This is a genomic window from Salarchaeum sp. JOR-1, assembly GCF_007833275.1.
GTDB lineage: Archaea > Halobacteriota > Halobacteria > Halobacteriales > Halobacteriaceae > Salarchaeum.
The window spans coordinates 640,907-661,358 of the sequence record NZ_CP042241.1; the positions used below are offsets into that span (position 1 = coordinate 640,907).

21 protein-coding genes are annotated in these 20,452 nt (G+C 67.9%); 10 read left to right on the plus strand and 11 right to left on the minus strand.

Features of this window, described 5'->3' with window-relative positions; all coding sequences use genetic code 11:
• Positions 1-109 precede the first annotated feature (109 nt).
• Both FQU85_RS04360 and FQU85_RS04365 read right to left on the minus strand, forming a co-directional pair.
• On the minus strand, positions 110-1,114 hold the full coding sequence (locus FQU85_RS04360) for a class I SAM-dependent methyltransferase family protein (protein ID WP_145844769.1): 1,005 nt from the start codon (positions 1,112-1,114) through the stop codon (positions 110-112).
• Positions 1,107-2,210 (minus strand): 60S ribosomal export protein NMD3, encoded by a 1,104-nt coding sequence (locus FQU85_RS04365; RefSeq protein ID WP_145844772.1) that lies wholly within the window; start codon positions 2,208-2,210, stop codon positions 1,107-1,109. The genes FQU85_RS04360 and FQU85_RS04365 overlap by 8 nt, the downstream gene beginning before the upstream one ends.
• Positions 2,211-2,363: 153 nt before the next feature.
• Here FQU85_RS04365 and radA point away from each other — a divergent pair, with 153 nt between their 5' ends.
• Positions 2,364-3,398, plus strand: a complete 1,035-nt coding sequence (gene radA / locus FQU85_RS04370) for a DNA repair and recombination protein RadA (RefSeq protein ID WP_145844785.1) — start codon at positions 2,364-2,366, stop codon at positions 3,396-3,398.
• On the opposite strand, the gene FQU85_RS04375 is transcribed toward radA, so the two are convergent.
• Positions 3,399-3,824, minus strand: a complete 426-nt coding sequence (locus tag FQU85_RS04375; RefSeq protein ID WP_145844788.1) for an iron-sulfur cluster assembly scaffold protein — start codon at positions 3,822-3,824, stop codon at positions 3,399-3,401.
• 79 nt (positions 3,825-3,903) lie between these two features.
• On the opposite strand from FQU85_RS04375, the gene FQU85_RS04380 reads away from it, so the two are divergent.
• Positions 3,904-4,323 carry a hypothetical protein gene (locus FQU85_RS04380; RefSeq protein ID WP_145844791.1) on the plus strand — a complete coding sequence of 140 codons (420 nt, stop codon included), beginning with the start codon at positions 3,904-3,906 and terminating at the stop codon, positions 4,321-4,323.
• Here FQU85_RS04380 and FQU85_RS04385 read toward each other — a convergent pair whose 3' ends face one another.
• The 3 genes from FQU85_RS04385 to FQU85_RS04395 form a co-directional block, all read right to left on the minus strand.
• Positions 4,324-5,577, minus strand: a complete 1,254-nt coding sequence (locus tag FQU85_RS04385) for an aminotransferase class V-fold PLP-dependent enzyme (RefSeq protein ID WP_145844793.1) — start codon at positions 5,575-5,577, stop codon at positions 4,324-4,326. It abuts the gene before it with no gap.
• Positions 5,578-5,655: 78 nt separating this feature from the next.
• Positions 5,656-5,946, minus strand: a complete 291-nt coding sequence (locus FQU85_RS04390) for a DUF424 domain-containing protein (protein ID WP_145844795.1) — start codon at positions 5,944-5,946, stop codon at positions 5,656-5,658.
• A complete protein-coding gene (locus tag FQU85_RS04395) occupies positions 5,943-6,680 on the minus strand; it encodes a tetratricopeptide repeat protein (protein WP_145844797.1) in 738 nt (245 codons plus the stop codon). The genes FQU85_RS04390 and FQU85_RS04395 overlap by 4 nt, the downstream gene beginning before the upstream one ends.
• Before the next feature lie 54 nt (positions 6,681-6,734).
• On the opposite strand from FQU85_RS04395, the gene thpR reads away from it, so the two are divergent.
• A complete protein-coding gene (thpR, locus tag FQU85_RS04400) occupies positions 6,735-7,289 on the plus strand; it encodes an RNA 2',3'-cyclic phosphodiesterase (protein ID WP_145844799.1) in 555 nt (184 codons plus the stop codon).
• Here the strand turns inward: thpR and FQU85_RS04405 are convergent.
• The 3 genes from FQU85_RS04405 to FQU85_RS04415 all read right to left on the minus strand — a co-directional run bounded on the left by FQU85_RS04405 (position 7,286) and on the right by FQU85_RS04415 (position 9,583).
• Positions 7,286-7,669 carry a hypothetical protein gene (locus FQU85_RS04405; RefSeq protein WP_145844803.1) on the minus strand — a complete coding sequence of 128 codons (384 nt, stop codon included), beginning with the start codon at positions 7,667-7,669 and terminating at the stop codon, positions 7,286-7,288. The two genes, thpR and FQU85_RS04405, sit on opposite strands and share 4 nt — an antisense overlap.
• Positions 7,670-8,038: 369 nt before the next feature.
• On the minus strand, positions 8,039-8,665 hold the full coding sequence (locus FQU85_RS04410; RefSeq protein ID WP_145844805.1) for a rubrerythrin family protein: 627 nt from the start codon (positions 8,663-8,665) through the stop codon (positions 8,039-8,041).
• A gap of 57 nt (positions 8,666-8,722) precedes the next feature.
• Positions 8,723-9,583 (minus strand): sulfurtransferase, encoded by an 861-nt coding sequence (locus tag FQU85_RS04415; protein WP_145844807.1) that lies wholly within the window; start codon positions 9,581-9,583, stop codon positions 8,723-8,725.
• A 210-nt stretch (positions 9,584-9,793) separates the two neighbouring features.
• Between FQU85_RS04415 and FQU85_RS04420 the strand changes: the two genes are divergently transcribed.
• Positions 9,794-10,582: a sulfurtransferase gene (locus FQU85_RS04420; RefSeq protein ID WP_145844809.1), complete on the plus strand. Its 789-nt coding sequence runs from the start codon at positions 9,794-9,796 to the stop codon at positions 10,580-10,582.
• Here the strand turns inward: FQU85_RS04420 and FQU85_RS04425 are convergent.
• A complete protein-coding gene (locus tag FQU85_RS04425) occupies positions 10,575-11,564 on the minus strand; it encodes an AI-2E family transporter (RefSeq protein WP_145844811.1) in 990 nt (329 codons plus the stop codon). The two genes, FQU85_RS04420 and FQU85_RS04425, sit on opposite strands and share 8 nt — an antisense overlap.
• Before the next feature lie 83 nt (positions 11,565-11,647).
• Between FQU85_RS04425 and FQU85_RS04430 the strand changes: the two genes are divergently transcribed.
• Both FQU85_RS04430 and FQU85_RS04435 read left to right on the plus strand, forming a co-directional pair.
• On the plus strand, positions 11,648-12,757 hold the full coding sequence (locus FQU85_RS04430) for a thiamine ABC transporter substrate binding subunit (RefSeq protein ID WP_145844814.1): 1,110 nt from the start codon (positions 11,648-11,650) through the stop codon (positions 12,755-12,757).
• Entirely contained in the window at positions 12,718-14,619 is a 1,902-nt protein-coding gene (locus FQU85_RS04435) for an iron ABC transporter permease (RefSeq protein WP_145844815.1), read from the plus strand. The genes FQU85_RS04430 and FQU85_RS04435 overlap by 40 nt, the downstream gene beginning before the upstream one ends.
• A 139-nt stretch (positions 14,620-14,758) precedes the next feature.
• On the opposite strand, the gene FQU85_RS04440 is transcribed toward FQU85_RS04435, so the two are convergent.
• Positions 14,759-15,436 (minus strand): class I SAM-dependent methyltransferase, encoded by a 678-nt coding sequence (locus tag FQU85_RS04440; RefSeq protein ID WP_145844817.1) that lies wholly within the window; start codon positions 15,434-15,436, stop codon positions 14,759-14,761.
• 343 nt (positions 15,437-15,779) lie between these two features.
• Here FQU85_RS04440 and FQU85_RS04445 point away from each other — a divergent pair, with 343 nt between their 5' ends.
• The 4 genes from FQU85_RS04445 (at position 15,780) to FQU85_RS04460 (ending at position 20,421) form a co-directional block, all read left to right on the plus strand.
• Positions 15,780-16,217, plus strand: coding sequence for a DUF2391 family protein (locus tag FQU85_RS04445; RefSeq protein WP_145844821.1), 438 nt, complete (start codon positions 15,780-15,782; stop codon positions 16,215-16,217).
• Between the two features lie 288 nt (positions 16,218-16,505).
• Positions 16,506-18,557 carry an excinuclease ABC subunit UvrB gene (gene uvrB, locus FQU85_RS04450; RefSeq protein WP_145844824.1) on the plus strand — a complete coding sequence of 684 codons (2,052 nt, stop codon included), beginning with the start codon at positions 16,506-16,508 and terminating at the stop codon, positions 18,555-18,557.
• Positions 18,558-18,595: 38 nt separating this feature from the next.
• Positions 18,596-19,576 (plus strand): ABC transporter ATP-binding protein, encoded by a 981-nt coding sequence (locus FQU85_RS04455; RefSeq protein WP_145844826.1) that lies wholly within the window; start codon positions 18,596-18,598, stop codon positions 19,574-19,576.
• Positions 19,573-20,421: an ABC transporter permease gene (locus FQU85_RS04460; RefSeq protein WP_145844828.1), complete on the plus strand. Its 849-nt coding sequence runs from the start codon at positions 19,573-19,575 to the stop codon at positions 20,419-20,421. The genes FQU85_RS04455 and FQU85_RS04460 overlap by 4 nt, the downstream gene beginning before the upstream one ends.
• Positions 20,422-20,452: the final 31 nt, after the last annotated feature.

The window sequence follows — 20,452 nt, forward strand, 5'->3', positions numbered from 1 at the left end:
GATGACGTAGAACACCGCCGACGTGAGCATGACGACGGCGAAGAATATCGCGATGAGTTGCTGACGAGTCATACTGGCTGTATCGGACGCTGGGACTTCTGTGTTCCCCCTACGCGAGGCGAGCGTCGGCGACGACGTGCCAGACGCCCTCGGCGTGGGACTTCACGCGCCGCACCGCGACGGATTCGACGGCGCGGTCGGCGTTCCGTGCGGCCGCCTCGACGCGCTCGCGGGGCGCGTCGGGGAGGTCGGTCTCGTGGACGGCGGCGTGCGCGTGGAGAGTTCCACCGGAAACGAGGGCGTCGAGCGCGGCGGCGAGGTAGTCGGCGTCGAGGGCGTCGTAGTACCCCATGACGACGCGGTCGGCGGTCGTCTCGACGTCCCGGCAGTCCCCGAGCACGAGGTTCATCGAACTCGATACCTCGTTGAGTTGGGCGTTCTCCGCGAGGTAGCGGAAGGCGTCGGGGTTCTTCTCCACGGCGGTCACGTCGGCGCCGGCGCGCGCCATCGGGAGCGCGAAGTACCCGATGCCGGCGAACATGTCGAGCACGCGCTCGCCCGCCGTGACGAGGTCGCCCATCCGGGCGCGCTCGTGCTGGTTTCCGGGCGAGAACATCACCCGGGAGAGGTCGAGCGCGTACCGCGTACCGTGCTCGGTGTGGACGGTTTCGGTGTCGCCGCTCCCCGCGAGAACCGTGACGGTGGGCGTCCGGAACTCTCCGCTGACGGGGCCGCGGTCGAGGACGGTGTCGGCCTCGCGGTGGAGGGTCAGGAGGGCGTCCGCGACCTCGCCCGGCCGCGGGCAGTCGGTGAAGTCCGCGAGCAGCACGTCGCCGACGACCGCCCACGAGGCCGGCGCGCGCTCGCGGTCGGCCTCGCTCCAGCCGCGCTCGCGGAGCAGGTCGTCCAGTCCCCGGGATCGGTAGTCCGGGTCGGTCTGTTCGACGGTGGCGAGCACGTCCGTCTCGGCGGGCACGGCGAGCACGGGGAGTTCGACGCGGTCGTCGTCGCGCTCGCGGACGCGCCGGTCGTCGTCGTAGACGCCTTCGGCGCGCAGGCTCTCGATGCTCGCCTCCGCGTCGGGTTTCGCGACGAGGACGGCGAGGTCAGGCATCGGGGAGGACGTGGATGCCCTCGCGGCTCCGGAGGACGGGGACGGTGTCGCTCGATTCGTCCATGTAGTCCGGGCGCGCGACGGTCTTCGCCTCGTACGTCTCCGGGTCGAGGAGCTGGACGGAGTTCTCGTCCTCCACGGTGACGACGGTGGTGTCCACGGCGTCCTCGGTGGTGCCGAGCTTCCGGGCGTCGGGCGCGTCCCCGACCTCGTAACTCGCCTCGTACGGTTCGCCCGTCGTCACGCGCACGCCCTTGAGATTCCCGCGGACGGAGCGAACGAGAACGGGCCCCGCGTCGTCGTCTTCGAGGTCGATGACGTCGCCGGCGACGAACTCGGGGAGGCGAACCGCGAACGTCACCCGGTACACCTCGTTGCCGTCCTCGTCCTCGGTGACGAGCGTCTCCGAGTCGGAGAAGGAGCCGCCGAACTCCTCGGTGAGTTTGCGGCTGACGTTCTTCCCGATTTTCGTCGTGGAGAGCTTCATGTCGAGGCCCTCCGGTTTCTCCGTGATCTCGGTGACGAACGCGTTCCGGTCGCCGGTCGCCTCCATGTCCGCGACGATGTCGTTCGCGATCTCCTTCGCGCGCTCCGTCTCCTCGGTGGTGGGCGTGCGGTCGCCGACCGCGCGCACCTGCACGACGCTCGCGTAGTAGTCGCCGGCGATGCGGCCGCAGCGCAGGCAGGTCTCCTTCGAGATGCGGACGGGAACGGTGACCTCCTCGGTCATCGGTTCGCCGCGGACGATGCCCGAAAAGCGGCAGTGCATCCGGATGGTGGTCGCGTCCACCTGCTCGGGGCGGACCTGCCAGTCGAACTCGCTCGCGCCGACGTGCACGCCGAGCGTCTCCGTCGTCTCCTCGATGGCGATGTCGGTGTAGTCCTGCGCGCCCACGTCCACCCAGCAGTTCCCGCGGTGGACGGCGCCGCAGCGCGCGCACACCCGAACCTCGATGGTGTCCGGGACGTCCACGAGGTCGAAGTCGTCGAAGTAGCAGTCGTTACAGAGCGCCCGCTCGCGTCGCGTCGCCCCCGTCTCCGCTTCCGTCGTGGGGTCGCCACAGCGCGGGCAGAACGTGGCGGACTCGGTACTCATGGCTCGACGAACGCGACTGACGCGGTTAAGTCCCGCGCACCCGGTTTCAACCTTCGCACGCGGACGGGCGCGACCCCCGCCACGCCCGCTATTTTCACTTTCACTCCGGTGTTTACGAGGGTTTAAGGTCGTATGGGCGAAAAGAGAGGATACATGCCAGCAGACGCAGACCTCGAAACCCTCTCCGGCGTCGGGCCCGCCACGGCTGAAAAACTCCGCGACGCGGGCTACGAGTCCTTCCAGAGCATCGCCGTCGCCAGCCCCGGCGAACTCTCGAACACCGCGGACGTCGGCGACTCCACCGCCGCCGACATCATCCAGAGCGCGCGCGAAGAAGCCGACGTGGGCGGATTCGAGACCGGGAGCGCCATCCTCGAACAGCGCCAGCGCATCGGGAAGCTCACGTGGAACGTCCCCGACGTGGACGAACTCCTCGGCGGCGGCGTCGAAACCCAGTCCATCACGGAAGTGTACGGCGAGTTCGGAGCCGGGAAGTCCCAGGTGACGCACGAACTCGCAGTGACCGCCCAGCTCCCGAAAGACCAGGGCGGCCTGCACGGCCGCGTCATCTTCCTCGACAGCGAGGACACCTTCCGCCCCGAACGCATCGACGACATGGTTCGCGGGCTCTCCGACGAACAGCTCGAAGCGACGATGGAAGACCGCGGAATCGAGGGCGGCCCCGACGACGAGGACTCGATGGACGCCCTCATGGAGGACATTCTCGACAAGATTCACGTCGCGAAGGCGTTCAACTCCAACCACCAGATGCTCCTCGCCGAGAAAGCGAAGGAGATCGGAAGCGAGTACGAGGACGACGACTACCCGGTTCGCCTGCTCTGCGTGGACTCACTCACCGCGCACTTCCGCGCGGAGTACGTCGGCCGCGGCGAACTCGCGAACCGACAGCAGAAACTCAACAAACACCTCCACGACCTCGAAAAGGTCGGAAACCTCTACAACAGCGCCGTCGTCGTCACGAACCAGGTGCAGTCCAACCCGGACGCGTTCTTCGGCGATCCCACCAAGCCCGTCGGCGGGAACATCCTCGGCCACAAGTCCACATTCCGCATCTACCTCCGGAAATCCAAGAACGACAAGCGCATCGTCCGCCTCGTCGACGCGCCCAACCTCGCGGACGGCGAAGCCGTCATGCGCGTCCAGGACGGCGGCCTGAAACCCGAATAACTACTCGTCGTCTTCCGTACTCGTCGCGGCTTTTTCGAGTTCGCCCTCGTAGACGCGCGCGCCGTCCTGCACGACCTTCTCAGCGAGCACCGCGCACTTGATGCGCATCGGCGTCACCTCGACGCCGAGCATGTCGAGCACGTCGTCGCGGTCGAGGTCGTCGACCTCGTCGAGCGTCATCCCGGGCAGTTCGCCCGAGAGCATGCTCGCGGACGCCTGGCTGATGGCGCAGCCGTCGCCGTCCCACGCGACGCGTTCGATGGTCTCGCCGTCGTCGGCGAGTTCGACGTCGAACTCGATTTCGTCCCCACAGGACGGATTGTAGCCCTCGTGAGTGAACGTCGGATCCGGCAGCTCCCCGTAGTTCCGGGGGTTCTTGTAGTGGTCGAGGATCTGCTGCCGGTACATGTCCGAACCCATGCTCATACGAAATACGTGGGTCGTGCGGCGTAAAAGCCTACCGTGCGGCCGTACGGTTTAGCAGGCCCGAGGGTAACGTTCCGGTATGTCGTTTCGCGCGCGGCTCGCACAGACGCTCGTCGACGAATCCCGAGCGTACGGGTACACGCTCGTCATCTGGGGCGCGGGCGCGATGCTCATAGCCGAATACGGCGTTCCGAGTTCGCCCGCGGTGCTCGCGTACATCACGGGGTCGCTCCTCGGGTTCGCGGCGGTGACGTACTACGCGTTCGGCGGCGTGCTCACGGCCGCAGAGGAGAGCGCGCGGGACGTGAAGACCGCGGCGGAGATGGTGCACCTCGCGGCGACGTTCTGCAATCTCGTCGTCGCTATCGCGCTCGTCACCCTGTTCGCGAACACGCCGACACCCGAGATCGCGGCGTTCGGCGTCGTCGGCTTCCAGGCGACTGTCGGCTACAGCGTCCTGCTCGTCGCCGAAGAAGTACTGGGAGAACGCCTCCAGTAGTCAGGCGAAGATGTCCTTCGCCGCGCGGATGCCGTCGACGAGCGCGTCGAGTTCGTCGACGGTGTTGTAGAGGTAGAAGGAGGCGCGGACGGACGCCGCGATGTCCATTTTCTGGTGGAGGGGCTGGGTGCAGTGGTCGCCGGCGCGGATGGCGACGCCGTGGTCGTTGAGGATGCTGGAGAGGTCGTGGGCGTGCACGCCGTCGAGGTTGAACGAGACGAGGCCGGCGCGCTCCTCGTCCTCGCGGGGCCCGTAGATTTCGAGGCCGTCGATTCGGCTGAGGCGGTCGTAGGCCTCGGCGGTGACGCGTTCCTCGTGCGCGCGGATGTTCTCCAGGCCGAGGTCGTCGAGGTAGTCCGCGGCGACGGCGAACGCGATTCCCTCGGCGATGAGGGGTGTGCCGGCCTCGTACTTCCAGGGGAGGTCGGCCCACGAGGAGTCCTCGTAGGTGACGCGGCGAATCATCTCGCCGCCGTACATGAACGGCTCCATCTCCTCCAGAATCGCCTTCTTCCCGTAGAGCCCACCGACACCGGTGGGGCCCGCCATCTTGTGGCCGCTGAACGCGTAGAAGTCCACGCCGAGGGCTTCGACGTCCACGGGCCGGTTCGGAACTGCTTGCGCGCCGTCGCCGAAGATGAGCGCGTCGTGTTCGTGCGCCATGTCCGCGAGTTTCCCGAGAGGGTTCACGGTGCCGAGGACGTTCGAAACGTGCACCACCGAGACCATCGCGGTGTCGGGGCCGATGAGTTCCTTCGCGTGCTCCATGTCGAGGCTGCCGTCCTCGGGGTCGACGCGGATGTACTTCACCTCCGCGCCGGTGCGTTTGGCCATCTGCTGCCAGGTAACGAGGCTGGAGTGGTGTTCCATCTCCGTGAGGACGATTTCGTCACCCTCCTCGAGCTCGTTCAATCCCCACGCGTACGCGACGAGGTTCGCGGCCTCCGTCGTGTTCTTCGTGAAGATCATCTCCTCGCGCTCGCCGCTCGCGCCGACGAACTCCGCGAGGCGGTCGTGGGCCTCCTCGTACGCGATGGACGCCTCCTGACTGAGCTGGTGGATGCCGCGGTGGACGTTCGCGTTGTACCCGCGGTAGTACTCACCGAACGTGTCGATGACCTCGTTCGGCGTCTGCGTGGTCGCCGCGTTGTCGAAGTAGACGAGGGGGATCCCGTCCCCGACCTCTCGGTCGAGGATTGGGAAGTCCTCGCGAACCCGCTCGACGTCGAGCGGGCTCTGTTCACCCGTAGCCATGTACGAAAACAGGGTTTGGAGGCGTTTGGTTCCTTCGATGCACGGGGTTTCGCCGGCGCGTCCACCGTCGTGCGGCGCTCAGAGCCGCAGGACTTGGGCGTGCCGGGTGTCCGCGATGTCGAGGACGACGGCTTCGTCCACGAACCCCTCGTCGATGGCGAACTCGACGGTGCGGGTGCCGACGAGGTTCGCGACGCTCGCACGGGTGAGGCTGTCGAGCACGCCAGCCTCGTCGACCTCGTCGCCGCCGTAGAACTCCTCAGTGACGGTGAGTGACACGTCGCCGTCCTCGAACGTCTCCCCGATGAGGCCGGTGTCGCAGACGGTGACGAGGAGGCCCTGGTCGGTCTGTCGCTCGCTGACTATCATTCCTGGTCGACGAGGCGCTCCTCCTGCTCCTTCCGGATGCGGTCGGCCTGCGCCTCGACCTCGCCGGCCTCCTCCTCGCGGCCGAGTTCGTCGAGCGCCCGAGACTTCTCCTGGTAGACGTCCGCCTGCTTGAACCCGAGGCGGATGGCGTTGTCCAGGCACTCGAGCGCTTCCTCGTGGCGGCCGCGTTCGTTCTCCATGAACCCGAGGTTGTACCACGCCTGCGGGAGCCGGTCGTTCTTCCGAACGGCGCGCTCGGCGTGGTAGATGGCGTCCTCGTCGTCCCCGAACTCCCAGAGCGCGTACGCGAGATTCGTCTCGGCCTCCGCCGCGAACGGGCCGTCCTCGTCCACGAACACGGCCTCGCGGTGGGCGCCGGCGGCGTCGTCCCACTCTTCCATCTCGGCGTGCGCGACGCCCTTGTTCACCCACGCCTCCTGCGCGGTCTCGTCGTTGTCCGCGTACCGCGCCGCGCGTTCGAACGCGTCCGCCGCCTGCTCGTGGCGCTTAATCCCCATGTAGTTCAGGCCCACGTCGATGAGGTCGTCAGCGTCCACGTCCTGCGTGGAGAGGTTCCGCTCGTCGAGGCTGTCAGCCACGACACGGGAGTCCACGGGGTCGACCTCGTTCAGGTCGGGTTCGAGTTCCGGCGGGTCGAGGTCAAAGCCCTCGTAGGGGTCGTCGAAGCCCTGGCCCTCGGAGAAATGATGGCGTTCGTCCTCTCGGTCAGTCATACCCATAGAAATGGGAGGGACGGGGTTAAGGGCTACGCAGACCGACTCCCGGCCATGCGGCTGTTCGTCTCCGTCGACCTCCCCGGATCACTGCACGACGCCGTCGCGGACGTACAAGACGAGTTCGCGGACGCCGACGGCCTCTCCTTCACCGACCCGACGCAGAGCCACGTGACGATGAAGTTCCTGGGCGACGTGCCTGACGGCGAGGTCGAGGCGGTCGCGGACGCCCTGGAAACCGCGGTCGCGAACGCCGGCGTGGAGCCGTTCGACGCGACGTACGGCGGGCTGGGCGTGTTCCCGAACCTCGACTACATCAGTGTTCTCTGGCTCGGCGTCGAATCCGGCACGGAGCTGTTCGTGCGACTGCACGAGGCCATAGAGCAGGAACTCGTCGCGTTCGGGTTCGACCCGGAAGACCACGAGTTCACGCCGCACGTCACGCTCGCGCGGCTGCAGCACGCGGGCGGGAAGGCCCTCGTGCAGGAACTCGTACGGGAGTGGTCGCCGACGGTCGGGACGGCACGCGTCGCCGAAGTGCGGCTGACGAAGAGCGCGCTCACGCAGGAGGGCGCGGAGTACGAGACGGTGGCGTCGGTCTCGCTCTAGTCGCGGCGGTCTTCGAGCACGGACTCAAGCGCGTTCGCGGCCTCGTCGAACTGCGTGACGGTGAGGCCGTCCGTGGTGACGAAGACGCCGTCGCGTTCGGTGGCGACGCGGAGGAGGAAGCCGTTCTCGAACGACCGAACCGTGTACTGGTACTCGCCGAGTTCCGAGCCCTTGTACGTGTCCTGGGTGAGCTGGAACGCCTGCCACTCGTGGCCGATGAAGGAGGAGAGGTCGGCGTCCTGTTCGAGGTCGTCCCGGAGGTAGAGCTGCTCGTAGTCCGTGCGCGTGAAGAACGTCAGCGAGCGCAGGCTATCGCCGAGCGCGGTGCGCGCGACAGTGACGAAGCGATCCGCTGCGTCGTCCGACAGGGGAGCGGGCATACCCCTGTCTCCACACCCGGATGGTATAGAACTACTCCCGAACCGGGGGGGCGTTCACGGCGACGCGTTTCCGTTCGCGGGCGGGCGCGCCGCCGGGGTTTCGCGCTCCCGTCCCGCGCTCTTCTCAGAGCACGCCACCCGCTGGCTCCGCCATCCTACTTCAACCTACGCCGATAGCGCGGACGCGGAGCGGTGGCGGTTAGCGGAAGCGGAGGCGGTTGGCGGGATGCGTTCGCGCGAACGAGCGGTTCGGAGAGCCCGGAAGTGAGCGGGAGTGACCGGGCGCCAGAGGCGACCGGGTTTTTTGCTGGAGGTTTTTTTGCGTGAGTGGTTCGCGCTACGCGCGAACCTGAGCGTAGAAAAGGTGCTTCAGCAGACTGGTTTGGGGTTGACGCCGAGGGAGTCGAGTTGGGCGGTGTATTCGTCGTAGGCGGCCTGAACGACTTCGGTGGCGGTGTCGATGGCGCGCTGGTAGTCCTCGGCGGTGTCGCAGGTAGCGTCGAGGAGGTCGCGGGCGCGGACGTCCTGGTCGTCGAGGTCGCTCTTGAGGTCGCGGAATAGCTGTGCGGTCTGGGGGTCGGCTTGGCCGACGAAGAACCCGACGTACTGTTCCTTGGAGGCGCGGGTGGCGAGGAGGCGGCCGACGTAGCCGCCGGCGCGTTCGATTGGGTCGTCGATGGTTCGGAGGTGTTCGTGCATCGCGGAGACCTCGTCGCTCGGGACGTGGTCGTCGAGTTCGGCGACGACGCGGTCGTAGTGGCTGGCTTCCTCGTCCGCGGTCTCCCGATAGAAGTCCTGGGCGACGCCCTCGCTCGTGTCCGCCCACTCCTGGAAGGTCTCGTAGGCGGCGTACTCCGCGTCCGCGGCGGCGCGCAACACGTTCTCGGTCTCCATCTCGCCGCCGGTCGCGGCGTACAGCGATTTCGATGAACCGAGCCGGGAGAGCGCGGTGTCGTTCTCCTCGCGAACGCGCTCGAACACGTCGTCGGGAGTCATAGCTGCGAGTAAGACCGCTGGGGCCTTCTAGGCATCGTCCGCGGAACGGAGGGAGTTCTATTCGCCCTGTTCGATGGGGGCGTCGACGAGGTTGCCCCACTCGGTCCACGAGCCGTCGTAGTTGGTGACGTCGTCGTAGCCGAGGAGTTCGCTGAGCGCGAACCACGCGATGCTGGAGCGTTCGCCGATGCGGCAGTACGCGACGACCTCCTGGTCGTTCGTCACGCCCGCGTCCTCGTAGAGGTCGGCGAGTTCGTCCTTCGTCTTGAACGTGCCGTCCTCGTTGACGGTCGCGGCCCACGAGACGTTCTGCGCGCCGGGGATGTGGCCGCCGCGCTGCGCGGTCTCCTGGAGTCCGGGGGGCGCGAGAATATCGCCACGGTACTCCTCGGGCGAGCGGACGTCGACGAGCGGGATGCCGCGGTCGATCGCGGTTTCCACGTCGTCCCGGTACGCGCGGATGCCGTCGAAGGGGCCGCGCGCGTTGTACTCCTGTTCGGGGAAGTCGGGGACGTCGTCGGTGGTCGGGTAGTCGTTCTCGATCCAGTAGTCGCGGCCGCCGTCGAGGAGTTTCACGTCCTCGTGGCCGTAGTACTTGAACTGCCAGTAGGCGTAGGCGGCGAACCAGTTCGAGTTGTCGCCGTACAGCACGACCGTGGAGTCCTCGGTGATGCCGTGGGAGCCGAGGAGGTCGGCGAAGTCGTCCTTTTCGAGGATGTCGCGCTGCACCTGATCCTGGAGTTGGGTCTCCCAGTTGAACCCGACCGCGCCGGGCGCGTGGGAGTCGTCGTAGGATTCGGTGTCCACGTCGACCTCGACGAGGCGGTAGTCGGGGTCGTCGGACTCGAACTCGTCGAGGTGGTCTTCGACCCAGTCCGCGCTCACGAGTACGTCGTTCGCGTAATCGTCGTCTGCCATGCTACCTATGTGTTGTTCGGCCACTCACATAACCTCACTCGCCATCGGCAGGAAGCCCCGCTCGACCGCGATACAAGAGAGTATTACCGGCTCATTCGACCTGAGTCGCGAAGTGCGACGAGAGCGCGCCCGTTGACGGCATTTATTGCCTGTATATCGGTGGCGTGTCGCGTCCCGCGAGGCTAAGGACGGGCCGTTCGTAGGCCGGGTATGAGCGAGACGGACGACCTCGTGGTGTCGGCGTCGTGGGTCGCGGAGCGCCTGAACGACCCGGACGTTCGCGTGGTGGACGTGCGGGACGCGTGGGAGTACGACGGCATCGGGCACGTCCCGGGCGCGGTGAACGTCCCCTTCGATTCGTTCCGCACGTCCGACGGCGAGTCGGGGATGATGCCGCCGCGCGAGAACTGGATCGACCTGCTCGCGGCGGCGGGCGTCACGCCGGAGACGCATCTCGTGGCGTACGACGACACGCACGGCGTGTTCGCGGCGCGCTTCCTCGTCACCGCGCTCTACCACGGCCATCCGATAGAGCGCCTCCACCTGCTCGACGGCGACTTCAGTTCGTGGACGCGCGACCACGAGACCGCCTCGGCGTCGGTGTCGGTCGAGCGCGCGGAGTACGACCCCGAGCCGCCCGGGGAGACGCCGTTCGTCGGGGCGGACGCGGTGGCGGCGGCGAGCGAGAGCGACGCGGTGGTCGTCGACACCAGGCGGCCCGAGGAGTACGCGGAGGGCCACATCCCGGGCGCCGTGAACCTGGACTGGAAAGACCTCGTGGACGAGGACACGCGGGGCGTCAAGCACCCGGACGAGCTGGAGGTCGTGCTCGGCGAGAAGGGCATCGTGCCGGGCGAGCGCGTCGTCCTCTACTGCAACACCGCCCGCCGTATCAGCCACACGTTCGTCGTGCTGCGGTGGCTCGGGTTCGCGGGCGTGCAGTTCTACGAGGGCAGCCTGACGGAGTGGCGCGAACTCGGTCGAGAGGTCGTCAGCTGACGCGGTCTCGGTTCTGTTCTGCGGCGAGGAGGCGGACGCCCTCGGCGAGGAGCGCGGCGACGAGCGGGCCGGCGATGATTCCGACGGGACCGAGCGTGAGCAGTCCGCCGGTGAATCCGACGAAGTAGAGGCTGCCGGGGAGGTTCGCGGTCTCGCGGGCGAGGCGCGGGCGAATGAGCACGTCGGGGAGCCACGCGACGAGCGTGCCGGCGACGACGAGGACGAGGACGGCGCTCGTCACGTCGCCGGTGGTGAGGTGGAAGGCGGCGAGCGCGAGCACGAGGACGCTGGGGCCGACGACGGGGAGGAACTGGAGGACGCCGGCGGCGAGTGCGAGCGTCGCGTACGCGGAGTAGTCGAGCGCGAAGAAGACGGGGAGCGCGATGAGGAGCGTTCCGAGTCCGGTGGCGGCCTGAAGGACGTAGATGGCGTAGAGGGTGGCGCGGGCGCGGTCGGCGAGCGCGCTCGTCACGTCGTGGTAGGGTTCGGGGATGGCGGCGATGACGGCGCGTTCGACGTCGTGGTGATGGATGAGGAGGGCGAAGACGAGGAAGGCGAAGACGGTGAGTTTGAGGGCGAGCGCGGGGAGAGCGGTGGCGGCGTCGACGGCGATAGCGCCGGCTACTCCGCGCGCGGCGGCGAGAAGGGTGCTGACGTCGACGACGACGGGCGCGTCGAGGACGACGAACGTGAACGTCGGGGGTATCTCGCGGATGAGCCGTATGAGGTCGTCGGCGCGGCGGGCGAGCAGGAACGTGATTGATGCGAGCGCGACGAGGAGGACGGTAGTGACGACGACGGTGGTGGCGGCGGCGGCCGGCCACGGCGGGAGGCGGTCGTTGAGCCGGCGGTAGAGCGGTGCGAGGAGGGAGGTGACGGTGAGCGCGAAGAAGACGGTTCCGAGCACGTCGAAGAGGACGGTGGCGGCGAGGGTGGCGAGCGCGGCGACGAGGACGGTGAGGGCGACGCGTCGGGACGGCACGCGCGAAGGTTCTGCGCCGCCCGAGTTAACGCTTCGGTCAGGAAGCGGCCGATTTATGTACCACCGAGTGAAACAACTGAGTAATGAAGCGGCGCACGTACCTCAAGTCCGGGGGCGCGGCGGCGATTGCGGGCCTCGCCGGCTGCCTGAACGTCACCGAGTCGAACGACGCCACGACCGCCGACGACACCACGGCGGACACGACCACCGGGACGACGCGCGAGCCGGACGAGCCGCTCACGGTGGCGACCTACGACTCCTTCTTCGGGGACGAGGGCACCGCCGGACACTGGCTGAAGCGGGCGTGGGAGGCCGAACACGACACGACCATCGAGTTCACCGCGCCCGCGAACGGCATCAACGAGTTCATCAGCCGGAAGAAGCAGAACGCGGGCATCGACGCCGACCTCTTCGTCGGCCTGAACACGGGCGAACTCGTCCGCGTCGACGAGGAACTCCCGGACGCGCGGTTGTTCGACACGGTCGCGGACGACCTTTCGCACGCGAGCCGCATCAAGGACAGTCTCCAGATAGACCCCCGGCGGCGCGCGCTCCCCTACGACACGGGCTACATCAGCCTCGTCTACGACAGCACCGACATCGCGGAGCCACAGACGTTCGACGACCTCACCAAACCCGCCTACGAGGGCGCGCTGCTCGCGGAGAACGCGCAGACGAGCGATCCCGGCCGCGCGTTCCTCCTCTGGACGATTCACGAGATGGGCGAGGACGGCTACCTCGACTACTGGCAAGACCTCGTGGCGAACGACGTTCGCATCCTCGACGACTGGCAGCCCGCGTACAACGCGTACCTGAACAACGAGCGCCCGATGGTCGTCTCGTACTCGACGGACCAGGTGTACTACCACGACGAGGGCCAGCTTCCCCACCACCAGATCGGGTTCCTGAACGACCAGGGGTACGCGAACCCCGAGGCGATGGCGCGCTTCGCGGACACGAACCAGCCCGAGACCGCGGCGGCGTTCATGGACTTCGTGCTGACCGACGAGGCGCAGGCGAACATCGCGGTGAACAACGTCCAGTTCCCGGCGACGACGACCGCCGACCTCCCCGACGAGTACGACCAGTACGCGAAGGAGCCGCCGGAGCCGGTGACGTTTACGTACGAGGAACTCGCAGGAAACCTCGACGGATGGATAAACGAGTGGGCGCGCCAGATAGCGAGCAGCTAGCGCCGGCGCCGGCGCGAGCGCTCCTGCTGGGGACGGGCCTGGCGACCCTCCTCGTCCTGCTCGTCGTCTTCTACTACCCGGTCTGGACGGTGTTCGAGAACGCCGTCCTCCGCGACGGCTACGGCGTGTTCAGCGCGCTCACCGACCCGCTCGCGGCCGTGACGCCCGACGTGTTGCTGGGCGTTCTCAGCGACCCGTTCTTCCTCGGCGCGGCGCACACGCTGTTCGAGGCGCCGCTCCGGGTTCCCGGGGGCGCCGCCGCCTGGGCCGTCGAGTTTCTCGCGACCGCGCGGCCCGCGCTCGCCGCCCGTCCGCCGTTCGTCGTCCTCGTGCACGACGCGGGAACCGTCGACTTCGGCCTGTTCGGCTTCACCGCCTACCAGGCCGTCCTCTCCACCGTTCTGAGCGTCCTGCTCGGGCTGCCGGGCGCGTGGGTGCTCGCGCGCTTCGAGTTCCCGGGCCGACGCACGCTGAAGTCGCTCACCATCCTCCCGTTCGTCCTGCCGTCCATCATGGTGGTCGCGGGGTTCGTCGCGACCTTCGGCCAGTTCGGCACCGTGAACAACGTGCTCGCCTGGCTCGGGCTCGGGCGCGTGCAGATGCTGTACACGCTCGAGATCGTCCTCGTCGCGCACGCGTTCTACAACGCGCCGCTGGTGACGCGGATGGTCGGGACGGCCTGGGAGAACGTGAACGCGAACGCCGTCGAGACCGCGCGCAGTTTGGGCGCGGGCCGACTCCGGTCGTTCACGGACGTGGTGCTTCCACAGCTCGTGCCCGCGCTCGCCGCGAGCGCTCTCCTCACGTTCGTCTTCACGTTCATGACGTTCCCCATCGTTCTCGGCCTGGGCGGTCTGCGGCTCGCCACCGTGGAGGTGTGGCTGTACGCGAGCGTGAACCAGCTCGACTACGAGACGGCGGCGGCGCTCGGCACGCTCGAAACCGCGTTCTCGCTGTTCTTCATGTACGTCTACCTCCGGTACGAGAGCCGGCGCGCGAGCAGCGGCACCGGGAAACCGCTCTCGCGCGAGCGGCTGCTCTCGGCCGGGTCGCTCCGCGACTGGCTCACTCGGGGCGGCGTCGGGGCGTACGGCGTCGTCGTGCTCGTGGTGTTCGTCCTCCCGCTCGCGAGCATGGTGCTGGCGAGCGTCGGCGGGCTCTCGGATCCGACGCTGGAGTGGTGGCGGATGCTCGTCGAACGACAGGCGGGGAGTCGAACGCAGCCGTCGGTGGCGGTGCGGAACTCCCTCCTGTTCGGCCTCGGCGCGCTCGCGCTCGCGCTGCCGATGGGCGTGGTCGTCGCGGCGTTCAGCACCCGGGGCGGCCGCCTCCGCAAACTCGGTGACACCGTCCTGATGGCTCCCATCGCCGTGTCCGGCGTCGTCGTCGGGTTCGGCCTGCTCCAGGGGCTCGTGTTCGGCGTCGAGATCGGCCCGTACCGGGTGAGCGTCGTCGGCCCCGCAGTGGTCGTGATGGCGCACGCCGTCGCCGGCTACCCCTTCGTCGTGCGGAACGTCGCGCCGATGCTCGAGCGCATCGACAGCCGGCTCGTGGAGGCCGCGCGCAGTCTGGGCGCGAACCGCGCCCGCGCGCTCTGGGACATAGAACTCCCCCTCGTCTGGCCGGGCGTCGTCGCGGGCGCCGCGTTCGCGTTCGCCATCAGCATCGGCGAGTTCGACTCCACCGTCATTCTCGCGGGCGAGAACGCGTACACGATGCCCGTCGCGCTCAAGCGATTCCTCGTGGATAAGACGGCCGGCCCGAGCATCGGCCCCGCGGCGGCGATGGGCACCGTCCTGCTCGTCGTGACTGCCCTGAGTTTCGTCGTCATCGACTACGTCGGCGGGCGCTATCGGCCGTAACTCCACGCGAAACGGGGAGGTCGCGGATGAAGGAGCGAGCGCGTCGCGGGCCGCGGAAGGGGGTGCGGGACGGGAGTGTGTGGCACATCCCACCAGACACGCCCAAACCCGACCTTCGTTTCCAGTGGAACGGGCGCGGTCAGGGTGCGACGCCGACGGTGAGGAGCGTGCCGAGTTTCCGGTAGCGTTCGACCATCTCCTCGCGCGTGTCGAACTCCTCCGTCGGGAACGCGGGGGCGTCCGGAATCTCGATGTCGCGGTCGGCGACGTTGTCCTGCTCCGCCACGAACAGTCCCGCCTCGCGGAACGCCTGCCGGTAGTCCTCGCGACTCCACCGCGTCATCTCGACGCTGATGGAGTCCTGCCACGCGTGCGAGTACGTGTTTTCCTCGTAGTAGTTCACCGCGCAGTAGAACGTCCCGCCCGGCCGCAGCACCCGCCGCACCTCCGAAAGCGTCTCCAGCGGGTCTGCCGAGTAGTAGAACGCCTCCATCGAGAACACGTGGTCGACGCTGTCCGTCTCGAACGGCAGACTCCCGAAGTCCCCGACCACGTACTCGACGCGGTCGTCGTCCGTGTAGCCGCGAGCGTTGCGCGCCATCTCCGGCGCGCCGTCCAGACCGTACGCTCGTCCGATGTCCCGCTGGCGGAGCGCGCGGAGCGCGTACCCGCTCCCCGTCCCGAGGTCGAGCACCGTGTCGCCCGCCTCGACCGGCATCCGCGCGAGCACGTGCTTCGCGGTGTGCCAGTGTCGATCCTCCATGCCCTTGTCGCGTCCAGACGCCGCCCACTCGTCGAACTCCGCGCGAACGCTCATACCACGAGAAGGGGGAGTGGGCAGGTATCGGTTGTGGTGTCGGCGGACTCGAACGACGTGAGAGTCCGCCGAACAAGCGAGCGGGGAGAAACGACCCGCGAGCAGAACACTCGAACGACGTGAGAGTCCGCCGAACACGCGAACGGGGAACGAAGTGACCCGCGAGCAGAACACTCGAACGACGTGAGAGTCCGCCGAACACGCGAACGGGGAACGAAGTGACCCGCGAGCAGAACACTCGAACGACGTGAGAGTCCGCCGAACACGCGAACGGGGAGAAACGACCCGCGAGCAGAAGAGCGGTCGTCGAAAGTGCCTTTGGGGTGGTGGTTCTGTGGCCGGTATGGTCGGGCGAGGGAAGCGGTACGCGCTCGCGGACACCGCCCAGCAGGTGGTGGGGGGGTTCCTGCTGGCGGGGCCGTTCGTGGTGACCGAGGAGGTGTGGGTGCTCGCGTCGGGCATGGGGTGGCAGCACGTGCTCGTGACGGTGCTCATCGTGTCCGGCATCGGGTACGGCGCGCTGTACAAGGCGGACGACGACCGCGACCCGGACCGGGAGGCGGAGGTCGCGGGGGTGCCGGTGCGCTTCCTGAGCCTCCTGCTCGTCGCGTTCGGGTCGGTGCTCGTGCTCGCGTTCGCGTTCGGCGCGCCGTCGACGTTCGCCAGCGCGGCGGGCGTTCCCCCGGAACCGGTACCGCTCGCGGTGCTCACGCTGAAGGCGACGTGCGTGGGCGCGATTTTCGCCGTCGTCGGCGCGGCCACCGCGGACTCCGTCTTCTGACCCAGCCTGAGGTCACGCCGGAGTGCCGACGAATCTAGGGGGCGCGTACGGGCGGATACCAGCTGCCACACCCTTCAGAAGTGTGGAGTCGTCGAGAGGGGGCTTTCCGTGTCTGTCGGCGTCTAGGAGCAGGTGGGGTACGCAGACCGGGCAGTCGCGGTCGCGGTGCTCGTCGGTACCCTCGTGTCGACGGGTATCGCCGCGCAGAGCGCGACTGACACCGTGACCGCGGCGAACGCGACGGTGATGGGCGCGGCCCTTACGTTTCTTCGCCCCCATGAATCGGTAATGAGTGATTCCGAGGGTGCGTTGCAGCCGGATCGGCCGGACGCGGAACAGCCGTTTCGGGTGGCCGCGCCGTTCGATCCCGCGGGCGACCAGCCCGAGGCCATCGAGCAGTTGGCGGCGGGGTTCGAGAGCGGCGTGGACAAGCAGACGCTGCTCGGAGTGACTGGGTCGGGAAAGACGAACACCGTCTCCTGGACCATCGAGGAGATTCAGAAGCCGACGCTGGTGATCGCGCACAACAAGACGCTCGCGGCGCAGTTGTACGAGGAGTTCAAGAACCTCTTCCCGGATAATGCAGTAGAATACTTCGTCTCCTACTACGACTACTACCAGCCGGAGGCGTACGTCGAGCAGACAGACACCTACATCGACAAGGACGCGTCCGTGAACGAGGAAATCGACCGGCTGCGGCACTCCGCGACCCGGTCGCTGTTGACGCGGGACGACGTCATCGTGGTGGCGTCGGTGTCCGCCATCTACGGGCTGGGCGACCCGTCGAACTACGTCGACATGAGCCTGGAACTCTCCCGCGGGCAGGAAATCGACCGCGACGACCTCCTGGGTCGGCTCGTGGATTTGAACTACGAGCGCAACGACGTGGACTTCACGCAGGGCACCTTCAGAGTCCGCGGGGACACGGTCGAGATCTTCCCGATGTACGGCCGGTACGCCGTGCGCGTGGAGTTCTGGGGCGACGAGATCGACACCCTCCGCAAAATCGACCCGCTTGAGGGGGAGGTGCAGTCGGAGGAACCGGCCGTGCTCGTGCATCCGGCGGAACACTACTCGATTCCCGAGCCGCGGCTGGAGAACGCCATCGAGCGCATCGAGTCGGACATGGAAGACCGCGTCGAGTACTTCGAGCGCCAGGGCGACCTCCTGGCCGCCCAGCGCATCGAGGAGCGCACGACGTTCGACCTCGAGATGCTCCGGGAGGCCGGCTACTGCTCGGGCATCGAGAACTACACGCTCTACTTCTCCGACCGCGAGCGGGGCGACGCGCCCTACACCCTCCTCGATTACTTCCCGGACGACTTCCTCACGGTCATCGACGAGTCGCACCGAACCGTCCCCCAGATCAAGGGCCAGCTCGCGGGCGACAGATCCCGGAAGGAGAGTTTGGTCGAGAACGGCTTCCGGCTGCCGACCGCGTACGAGAACCGCCCCCTGAGTTTCGAGGAGTTCGAGAAGAAGACCGACCAGACGCTGTACGTCTCCGCGACGCCGAGCGACTACGAGCGCGACGTGTCGGGGAACGTCGTCGAACAGATCGTTCGCCCGACGTACCTCGTCGACCCGCAGGTGGAGGTGTCGCCCGCGGACGGCCAGGTAGAGGACTTGCTGGAGCGCATCCAGCACCGGACGGAGCGAGACGAACGCGTGCTCGTCACGACGCTCACGAAGCGCATGGCCGAAGACCTCACCGAGTACCTCGAAGAGGCCGGGGTGGCGGTCGAGTACATGCACGACGAGACGGACACGCTGGAGCGCCACGAGCTCGTCCGCGGCCTCCGGCTCGGCGAGTTCGACGTGCTCGTCGGCATCAACCTCCTCCGGGAAGGCCTCGACATTCCGGAGGTGTCGCTGGTGGGGATTCTGGACGCCGACCAGCAGGGGTTCCTGCGGTCTCGCACCAGCCTGATTCAGACGATGGGGCGCGCCGCGCGGAACGTGAACGGCGAGGTCGTCCTGTACGCGGACGAGACGACGGACGCGATGGCGGACGCCATCGAGGAGACCCAGCGCCGCCGCCGCATCCAGGAGGAGTTCAACGAGGAACACGGCACGACGCCGAAGACGATAGAAAAGGACGTATCGGAGACGAACCTCCCGGGCGCGAAGACAGACACGAGCGACGTGACCGGCGACGGCCCCGGCACCGAGGAGGCGGCCCGAGAACGCATCGAGGTCTTGGAGGAGCGGATGCGGGAGGCCGCGGACAACCTCGAATTCGAACTCGCCGCGGACATCCGCGACCGCGTGCGCGACCTCCGCGAGGAGTGGGACTTCGAGGCGAAGGACGCCGGCGTCGAACCCGAATCGGACTGGTAGTCCGGTGGATTGATGGGCCGACTCGCCAATCCTCGGGTGTGTCCGCCCTCCAGACAACGTCACTGACGAAGCGATTCGGCGAGTTCGTCGCCGTCGACGACCTCGACCTCGACGTCGAGTCGGGCGAAGTGTACGGCTTCCTCGGGCCGAACGGCGCCGGGAAGTCCACGACGATCGACATGCTCCTCGGGTTCCTCGACCCGAGCGAGGGGAGCGCGACCGTCCTCGGTCACGACGCCACCCGGGAGTCCCGAGCGGTCCGCCAGCGCACCGGCCTCCTGCCGGACGGCCTCGAACTCTACGAGAACCTCACCGGCCGCGAGCACGTCGCGTCCGCCATCGAGACGAAGGGCGCGAGCGACGACCCGGACGACCTCATCGAGCGCGTCGGTCTCGCGCCGGAGGCGGCGCGCCGCCGCACCGGCGGGTACTCGAAGGGGATGAAACAGCGCCTCGGCCTCGCCATCGCGCTCGTCGGCAGCCCCGACCTGCTCGTGCTCGACGAACCGTCCTCCGGCCTCGACCCGGAGGGAATCAAGCGACTCCGCCGAATCGTCGAGGCGGAGGCCGACCGCGGCGCGACCGTGTTCTTCTCCAGTCACATCCTCGAACAGGTGGAGAAGGTCTGCGACCGCGTCGGAATCATGAGCGACGGCGAGCTCGTCGCCGTCGACACCATCGAGAACCTCCGCGCCGAGCTCAGCGCCGAGTCCGTCATCGAGGCGGACGTAGACGGGACGCCGAACCTCGCGGCCGTCGAAGCCGTCGACGGCGTGACCACGGTGAGTGAACGCGACGACACGGTCGAGCTCACGGTCGCGCGGCCCCCCGCGAAGATGCCCGCGCTCCGCGCGCTCGACGACACCGCGTCCGTCGTCGACGTGACCATCGACGACGCCTCCCTCGAAACCCTCTTCGAGCGGTACACGAACGGCGACGGGACGCCCGCGGAGGGGAGCGAGGAGGCGGCCGCGACAGGCGAGGGCGCGACCGCGGACGTCGGAGGTGAGTCGGCGTGAGCCTCCGCACCGTCGCGCGCGACGACCTGAAGAACGCCGCGCGGTCGTACGTCGTTCTCGGTGTCGTCGGCGTGTTCGCCGCGCTCGTCGCGCTCGTGTTCGTCGCGGAGCGCAACATCTACCCCGACCCCTATCGGACGCTGTTCGACGTGTCGTTCATGACGTTCCTCGTGTTCCCGCTGTTCGTCGCGCCGCTCTCCTACCTCGCGGTCGCGGGCGACCGAGAGTCCGGCGTCATCAAGTACGCGCTCGGCCTCCCGAACTCCCGGCTCTCGTACGTCCTCGGGAAGTTCGCGTCCCGCGTGAGCGTCACGCTCGGCGCGGTCGTCGTCGCGCTCCTCGCCGGGTTCGCCGTCGCGTTCGCGACGTTCAAGAGCGCGCCGAGCCTCGGGCGGTTCGCGACGTTCGCGGGCGTGTCGGCGCTCTACGGCGTCTCGCTCACCGGCCTGTTCGTGGGCGTGTCCGCGGCGACGAGTCGGCGCTCCCGCGCGATGCTCGGCGTGTTCGGCGCGTACTTCCTGCTCGTCCCGTTCTGGTTCGGGTTCCTCCCGATCGTCAACCTCGGCACCGTCCTCGACGCCGTCGCGACCGCGCTCGGCACGACTATCACGGACTCCACGCGGTCGTTCGTCAACGCGCTCTCCCCCGCCACCGCCTACCTCGTCGCCACCGAACCGGTCTACAGCGGCGTCGTCGACCAGTACCCGCGGATCGCGGGAAACTTCGGCGGCGAGTCGACGGCGATCCAGGACAAACTCTGGTTCAACGTCTTCGTCATGGCCGCGTGGGGCGTGCTCGGCCTGCTCGCCGGGTACGCGTCGTTCCGGCGCTCCGAACTCGGATAGTCCCGTCAGGGCTCGCGCGTATATCAAGACT

Bases quoted from the DNA above. Each gene is read 5' to 3' on its own strand.
- FQU85_RS04360 (WP_145844769.1), bottom strand. From the start codon at position 1,114: ATGCCTGACCTCGCCGTCCTCGTCGCGAAACCCGACGCGGAGGCGAGC.
- FQU85_RS04365 (WP_145844772.1), bottom strand. From the start codon at position 2,210: ATGAGTACCGAGTCCGCCACGTTCTGCCCGCGCTGTGGCGACCCCACG.
- radA (WP_145844785.1), top strand. From the start codon at position 2,364: ATGCCAGCAGACGCAGACCTCGAAACCCTCTCCGGCGTCGGGCCCGCC.
- FQU85_RS04375 (WP_145844788.1), bottom strand. From the start codon at position 3,824: ATGAGCATGGGTTCGGACATGTACCGGCAGCAGATCCTCGACCACTAC.
- FQU85_RS04380 (WP_145844791.1), top strand. From the start codon at position 3,904: ATGTCGTTTCGCGCGCGGCTCGCACAGACGCTCGTCGACGAATCCCGA.
- FQU85_RS04385 (WP_145844793.1), bottom strand. From the start codon at position 5,577: ATGGCTACGGGTGAACAGAGCCCGCTCGACGTCGAGCGGGTTCGCGAG.
- FQU85_RS04390 (WP_145844795.1), bottom strand. From the start codon at position 5,946: ATGATAGTCAGCGAGCGACAGACCGACCAGGGCCTCCTCGTCACCGTC.
- FQU85_RS04395 (WP_145844797.1), bottom strand. From the start codon at position 6,680: ATGACTGACCGAGAGGACGAACGCCATCATTTCTCCGAGGGCCAGGGC.
- thpR (WP_145844799.1), top strand. From the start codon at position 6,735: ATGCGGCTGTTCGTCTCCGTCGACCTCCCCGGATCACTGCACGACGCC.
- FQU85_RS04405 (WP_145844803.1), bottom strand. From the start codon at position 7,669: ATGCCCGCTCCCCTGTCGGACGACGCAGCGGATCGCTTCGTCACTGTC.
- FQU85_RS04410 (WP_145844805.1), bottom strand. From the start codon at position 8,665: ATGACTCCCGACGACGTGTTCGAGCGCGTTCGCGAGGAGAACGACACC.
- FQU85_RS04415 (WP_145844807.1), bottom strand. From the start codon at position 9,583: ATGGCAGACGACGATTACGCGAACGACGTACTCGTGAGCGCGGACTGG.
- FQU85_RS04420 (WP_145844809.1), top strand. From the start codon at position 9,794: ATGAGCGAGACGGACGACCTCGTGGTGTCGGCGTCGTGGGTCGCGGAG.
- FQU85_RS04430 (WP_145844814.1), top strand. From the start codon at position 11,648: ATGAAGCGGCGCACGTACCTCAAGTCCGGGGGCGCGGCGGCGATTGCG.
- FQU85_RS04435 (WP_145844815.1), top strand. From the start codon at position 12,718: ATGGATAAACGAGTGGGCGCGCCAGATAGCGAGCAGCTAGCGCCGGCG.
- FQU85_RS04440 (WP_145844817.1), bottom strand. From the start codon at position 15,436: ATGAGCGTTCGCGCGGAGTTCGACGAGTGGGCGGCGTCTGGACGCGAC.
- FQU85_RS04445 (WP_145844821.1), top strand. From the start codon at position 15,780: ATGGTCGGGCGAGGGAAGCGGTACGCGCTCGCGGACACCGCCCAGCAG.
- uvrB (WP_145844824.1), top strand. From the start codon at position 16,506: ATGAGTGATTCCGAGGGTGCGTTGCAGCCGGATCGGCCGGACGCGGAA.